This is a genomic window from Allobosea sp. 05T422_2, assembly GCF_056396265.1.
Genome location: NZ_JBFTLD010000325.1, coordinates 1 through 6,930, shown reverse-complemented (window position 1 = coordinate 6,930; position 6,930 = coordinate 1). Strand labels below are relative to the sequence as shown.

General features: G+C 68.9%; 3 protein-coding genes. All 3 read right to left on the bottom strand.

What is annotated here, in order from left to right; translation table 11 throughout:
* On the bottom strand, positions 1-4,422 hold a 4,422-nt coding region (locus AC1DJT_RS32625; RefSeq protein ID WP_476835699.1), incomplete at its 3' end, for a beta strand repeat-containing protein.
* Between the two features lie 89 nt (positions 4,423-4,511).
* On the bottom strand, positions 4,512-5,723 hold the full coding sequence (gene ampH, locus AC1DJT_RS32620) for a D-alanyl-D-alanine-carboxypeptidase/endopeptidase AmpH (protein WP_476835698.1): 1,212 nt from the start codon (positions 5,721-5,723) through the stop codon (positions 4,512-4,514).
* A 173-nt stretch (positions 5,724-5,896) separates the two neighbouring features.
* The coding region (locus AC1DJT_RS32615) for a LytTR family transcriptional regulator DNA-binding domain-containing protein (RefSeq protein ID WP_476835697.1) at positions 5,897-6,930 on the bottom strand (1,034 nt) is incomplete at its 5' end.

The following is a 6,930-nucleotide window of genomic DNA, read 5'->3' as shown; positions in this document are numbered from 1 at the left end:
GACGTAGTCGTTCGTGCGGTTGAAGCTCAGAAGGGCGTTGTTGACGACATCGCCGGCGAGTTCGCCGGAGGTCCCGCCATTGCCGATCTGCAGCATGCCGGCCGCAATCGTCGTGCCGCCGCCATGGCTGGCGCTTCCTGTCAGTGCGAGCGTGCCCCAGCCGTCCTTCACCAGGCTGCCAGTGCCGCTGACTGCCCCACCGAGGGCCAAGGTTGTGCCCGCGATGGTCTCGATCGTGCCCGAGCCGGTGAGCGTGACCGCGCGGCTGCTGGTGATGTCGGCGAGCGTCGCCAGCCGGCCTCCCCCGCTCAATGCAAGGCTGGAGGATGCATTGCCGAGATTGGCGTCGGCGATGATGGCCAAAGTGCCGCCGCGGATCGCCGTGCCCCCGGAATAGCTGCTCGTCCCCGTCAGCAACAGCGTGCCCGCACCTGCCTTCGCGACCCGTCCGGCGCCGGTGATGCTGCCGGCGAAGGCACTGTCCTCGGCCTGGTCGACGGTCAGCGTAGCCGTGCCGAGCGCAATCTCGCCGCCTGTGCCGGCGAGTTGGCTCATCGCCAGATGATAGCTGTTGAGATCGAGCCTGCCGCCGGTCAGGACGTAGCCGGTCATCCCTGGCAGGGCTCCGGCGCTCTCTGCGATCAGCGTTCCGGCCGTGATGAGCGTGCCGCCGGACCAGCTGTTGCTGCCTGAAAGCGCGAGCGTACCGGTGCCCCATTTGATCAGCCCGCCCGCGCCGCCGAGCCCCCCGGTGAGCCGCAGCGTCGTGCCAGTATCGGTGTCGATGGCGCCGGTGTCGCGCAAGGCGATGCTGCGGCCGGAGGTGAAACTCGCGGTCGTATGGAGCGCGCCATTGTCGAAGGTGAGGCCGCCCGCACCGCCAAGATTGCCGTCATCGGCGATCTGAAGCGTGCCGCCCCCGATCTCCGTGCCGCCGGTATAGGTATTGGCTCCAGACAGGATCAGCGTGCCGTCGCCGGTCTTGGCGAGACCGTCAGAGCCAGTAATCGTCAGGGCGACCGTTGCGGTCTCGCCGTCGAGGACGCGGATCTCCGGCGTCGTGATGACGAAGCTGCCGTTATTGTAGCCGCGCAGGTTCAGGCTGCCTCCGGCCCCGTCGACCAGCGTGTAGCTGCCGCCCGCGAATTGCAGCCCGACGAGGTTCTGCTGGCCGTCAACGGTAACGGTGCCGCCCGGACCGCGGAAGACACCGTAGCCGCTCCCCCATTGCGTCGGAGTGGCGCCGGCATAGTCGAACCAGTTCTGGCTTCCGGCATTCCAGGAGCCGGATGCGCCGCCCGCCGATGTCGTGCCCCAGAGTTGCAGGATGTTGAGGCCGTTCTGCTGGACGAGCAGGTCGACCTTGCCCGCCTGCGAGATGTCGATTCTGTAGTCATAGGCGAACGGGCTGGTCGCCGGCGTGCTCCCGATGCCGAGGCCGCCGCCGGAGAGGGCACCGGTATAGGTGAAGACACGATGGAAGCCGATCATGGGCTGAGAACCGGCGCCGATGTTCAGTATCCCGCCATTGAGGGCGAGGTTTCCATTGACCTGTGTCGTGGCGGAGTCGATCGGGGGGGCGTCGGCGCTGCGCAGTTGGTAATCGTAGTTGCTGCCGGCGTTGAGTGTCAGCGTGCCGTTGACGATGAGCGGGGCGGCATCCGATGGCCTGATGGTGCCGCCTGCATTCCCCGTGAGGTTGCCGTTGACGGTCAGCGAGGTCGGGCCGGAGGGCGCCAGGGTGCCGCCATTGCCGATCGTGATCGCACCCAGGCTGCCCTCGCCTTCGACACGGCCGCCAGCATTGAGCGCGATGGCGCCGCCGAGACGCGCCGAGCCCGCCATCCTGAGCGTGCTGCTCGCCACCGTCACAGCGCCCGAGAAACCCGAACTGTCGCCCGTCATGATCGTCGTGCCCGAGAGCAGCCGGATCGTCCCCGCGCCCGCGCTGGCGCTGGAGAGCGCCGCATCGAAGCGATAATCCGACGCCGTGTGGTTGAAGACGAGCGCACCGGCTGTCGAGATTTGCACGCCACCGGTTTTCAGGAATCCGGGAGCGGCTGCYGGAGCCCCGGCACCAGCACCGATGTTCAAGGAGCTGGGGCCGTAATCCTTCAAGGCGATGACATATTTGCCGGTATCGATCAGCCCGCCATCCGAGACCGTCGCGGTTGCGGCTGCGCCGCCGAGCCCCGACAGGGTGAAGGCCTCGACGCCATGATAGAGGGCATCCGAATTGACCGTGGTCAGCACGGAACCGGCACCTGTGACGACGAGGCTGCCGGCGACCGCCACCGTGTCGCTCTGGACCCGACCACCATCGGAGATGAGCAGCGAACTCGTGCTGCCGACGCCAAGTTCGGCGCGCTCGAGGTAGCCGGGGCCGCGATGCACGGTCCAGCGCGAGCCTGCACCCGTGACGACGGCATCGGAGCCGGGCGCGCCGGGCTTGCCGCCGATGATCGTCTCGCCATAGCTGTCGAGGCTCCCGCCATTGGCGATCGTCATATGACCTGAGCCGTCGATCCCGAGGTACAGCGCCGAATAATTGCTCCAGTGCGACCCTGGCCCGGAAATGAGGACCGTGCCGCGAGAGCCGGCCTCCTTGCCGATGATCGTGGCGATCCCGAGCTGGGGCTGGAAGAGCGTGAACAGGCTGGTCAGGGTACCGCCATTCGTGATGGTCAGCGACGCATCCCCCCTGTCGCCCACGACCATGGGGACCGCATTGTTCCATTTGGCCGCGGAACCGGAGATCGTGACGGCAGCATGGGAGCCCGCATCAGGCGCGATGACCGCCGTCGTGCTGGAGAATTCCGCCGCACCGGACAGGACGAGCCCGCCATTCCTGACGCTGATCGTGCTGAAGCTCGCCGCGCCCGTCACGGTCCAGGTGCCCGGGCCGTCCTTCGCAAAGGTGCCGAAGGCCTGGCTGGCATTGCCCAATGCGCCGAAGTCGAAACCGGCATTCTGCCAGCCTCCGAGGACGAGCGTGTTTGGATTGCTGTCGTCGCGGGTCAGGACGACAGTGCCGAGGATGCGATAGCCCGCCTGCAATTCCAGCGTATTGCCGCCGCCGCTCAGATTGATGGCATCGGCACGCGACCCGTCGGGATTGAGCCCGCCTTCGATCTGCCCGGCCGTGACGATCCGAACGCCGCCGCCGCCCGACACAGCACGCCCGCCGCGCCCGTTCTGGCCMGCAGTGCCATCATGGCCGGGATCGATATTGTACGACCCATATCCTGCCGCGCCGGCCGCCCCTCCAGCGCCGCCCTTGCCGCCGGCAACGAGTCCTCCGGCCTGAACCTCCAGGCTTCCGCCGGCGGCGAGGACGAGACCGTCACCGCCATTGCCGGCGCTGCCGCCATGGCCTCCGTCGCCGCCGTTCTTGCCCCCGCCCCCCGTTCCGCCGATGCCCCCGGCACCGCCGTCACCGCCGCGAATGACCGACTGGTTCTGGACGATGATCGGGCCGGAGCCGGAGGCATAGAGCCCGGCTGCGCCATCGCCGCCATTGCCGCCGCTGCCGCCATAATACCCGTCCCCGCCATCGTCTCCCCAGAGGAAACAGGGCAGGCCCGGAGGGCAGTTCTGGCCGAGCACACCTCCCGCGCCGTCCCCGCCCGTACCGCCGGCACCGCCTGCGCCGCCATTGCCGCCCGAAATCACCGACCTGACGAGGACTTCTCCGGACTGCAGCAGCACCAGCCCGACCCCGCCGCCGCCGCCACCGCCGCCACCGCCGCCCGCACCGCCATAGCCTGCCCCTGGGATCGGTCCAACCAGGCCGACGGCACCGGTGCCGGCCTTGCCGCCTCTCGCGCCCGCGCCACCGCTGCCACCGAGAATCGGCGCGGTGACGAAACTCGCGCTCGGATCACTCAGGATCGCGCCGGTACCACCGCCGCCACCGCCGCCGCCGCTGCCGCTGTCATGCCCCCAGATGCCACCGAAGGGCTGGCCGTCGCTGCCGTCTCCGCCAACCGCGCCTGCCTCACCGGCACCGCCCGTGATCGCTTGGCCGCCCGGTAGCGGGCCGGAACCACTCCTGCCGTCGAAGCCGATGGCACCGGCACCGCCGCCATCGCCGCCGCCTTTGGCATGCGCGCCGCTACCCCCGGCTCCGCCCAGGCCGCCGTTGGCAGTACCGCTGCGCTTGTCGCCGTGCCGGCCGCCGCCGCCGCCGCCTCCCCCGCCCGCGAACAATCCCGAGCCGGCGCCCGCTCCGCCAGCGACAGGCTTGCTGACGCCATGGCGGCCGCCCGCGCCGCCGCCGCCCAGCGACTGGGCTGCGGCCGGAGATGCGCCGATCAGGATGGCGCCGAGCATGACGCCCCCGGCCAGGGCTCCGGCGATGGCCGTGGACGAGCGCAGCGCAGCCCGCTTCTGCGACAATGCCGCGCCGTGATATCCGCGCAAGCTTGCAATCGGCGTCCGGTCAGGACGCCGGCTGATTTCAAAGGCCAGGCTCGGCCGCGCCGCCGTCATGCCCCTGCCGTCCGCAACGCTCAGCGCCCTTCTGCCGCGGGCACGAGTTCGGCAGCGAGATCCCGGACCGCCTGCCGTATCCCTCCGAACATGGCGAAGTCGACGCGGCTGGCGACGACGAAGATGCCGAGCTTGCGGTTGGGCGAGAGCACGACATAGCTCATGAAGCCGCCGATGCCGCCGCTCTTGCCGAGCAGCAGCGGCACGCGTTCGCGCGCCGGGCTGACGATCCAGCCCAATCCCATCCCGTCGGAATCCGTGGCCTCGACGCCAACGAGGCGCGCAAGTCCGTCATGGGGCCGCCAGAGCGCATGCGCGAGTGTCCGCGCCGGGCGCCCGGCCGCGTCATCGGCCAGATGCCAGCGCATCCATTTCACCATGTCCTCGGCGGTGGTGTAGATGCCGGCGCTGGCCTGCATCACCTCACTTGCCTCCCAGTTCGGATCGGGCTTGCCGAACGGATCGAGCCCGGTCATCAGTCGGGGCTTCTGAGCCTCCGAGAGACGCAAGCCCGTGTCCGCCATGGCGAGCGGCGCGGTGATGCGCTCGCGCACCAGTTCGGCAAACGGCTTGCCACCGGCCCTGCCGAGCGCGTCGCCGAGCAGGCCGAAGCCGAAATTGGAGTACATCGCGGTGGTGCCGGGGCGGTAGGCCGGGCGATGACCCGAGATCCAGTCCCAGTAATAGGATGCCTTGAAGGTCGCGAACGGGTTCTTCTCTTCCGCCGGCGTCGCTGGATCGGCCATTTCGCGCGGCAGTCCAGCCGAATGCGTTGCGAGGTCGAGCAACGTGATCGGCCGGTCGGCGAAATCCAGCGGAGCCTTGCCGGGCGGGGCATAGCGACTGAGCGGAGCGTCGAGGGCGAGCTGCCCGGTTGCGGCCATCGCGGCAAGCACATCGGCCGCGAAGACCTTTGAAACCGAACCGACGCGGACGATCGATCGGCGGTCGGGCTCCTTGCCGCTGCCCGGCGCGGCTTCGCCATAGCCCGCGATGACGCTGTCCTCGCCCCTGACGACGGCGAGGATCAGCCCCGGAGCGCGCGCGTTCAGGAACATCGCGACGCCGGCCATCGATGCCGCATCCTGCAGGGCCAGATCTTCGGCAGCGGCTTGGCGCTGGCAGCCTGCGGACAGCACGACGGCCAACAAAGAGACGACGGCTAACCTTGCCGCCTTGCGTCCCGGGATGCGTCTGGAGGTTGGAGCGGTGACGGTGCGGCGGAGCGGCATGGGCAAAGCGTGAATCGGTTGATCGGTTCGCCTATCGGGTTGGCGTGCCGGGCGGGAGGCAAGCTCAATTCGACCAACCGACATGCCGGTTCGATGAATGCCCTTGCCGATAGGTTTCATCGTGAGAAATCGGTAAAGCGGCAGGAGGTTACGTTACGCGAAGCGGCCGGCGCTCAAATCCCGAGTCGCTGCCGCAATTCCTGCCGGTAGGGGCGCGACACGGGCCAGGCGTCCGCGAGCTGGCCGAGCGCAATCTTCCAGCCATTTCCGTCGCGCCGGTCGAGCCCGCTGACATGATGCAGATTGACGATCGCGGTGCGGTGCACGCGCAGGAAGGAGGCCGAAGGCAGCAGCCCGGTCCAGAGGGCGAGCGGGCGCAGGTCGAGGACCGTCGAGCCGTCCTTCAGCCAGACCTTGGCATAGTCGCGCGCCGAGCGGACGCCGAGAATGGCATGGGGCTCCACGCCGATGATCTGCCCCTGCCGGCGCAGATGGATCAACGGTGCGAACGCCTTCGCCGGGCCGTCCAGCGCCTGCGCGCTGCGGTGCGATCCGTAACGCGCCAGCGCGATAAGCTCCGCGCATTGAAACAGCGCCCTGATATCCGCCTGCTGCCAGCGCCGGGCTGCGGTGGTCGCGTCGAAACCGATACAGGCACGCAGCTGCCCATCATGGAAGACCGGGACGCTAAGCACGCTCTGGTCGCCCTGGCGCAGCATCTCGACCTGGAGCTGGCGGGCCGGACGCGGCAAGCCGGCAACCCGATTGATCATCACGGCCTTGCCCGAGACCAGGAACTGCTGCAGCCAGGCAATCATCGTCACCGGCGTGTTCTGCAGGTCCTCGACGAAGGAGCGAACGCCCTGCCTGCTCCATTCATGGGTGTTCCGGAAGCGGAGCAGCGCGGCGTCATATTCGAACATCCAGGCCCGGTCGGCACCGGCAAGCGCGCCGATCTCGGCCAGCGCAGCCGTGATCGCGACATCGGCCGGCTCCTGAATCAGCCGCTTGGCCGTGCGATGGGGCCAGTCGGGCCCTGGTCCATCGCCGCAGTCGGACAGCGAACGGGCCTCGTAGACGGCGTCAGGCGGCTCGCCTGCCGGGGTGCCTGCCTCCGCCTGCGCAACGACCTGCCAGCTGCCTGTGCCACGCACGGCGATTCCTCCTGCTGCATCCGCACATTTGGCGGCGGCCACTGTGCAGGTGC

Coding starts and splice junctions, on each gene's coding strand:
- ampH (WP_476835698.1), bottom strand. CDS start 5,723: ATGCCGCTCCGCCGCACCGTCACCGCTCCAACCTCCAGACGCATCCCG.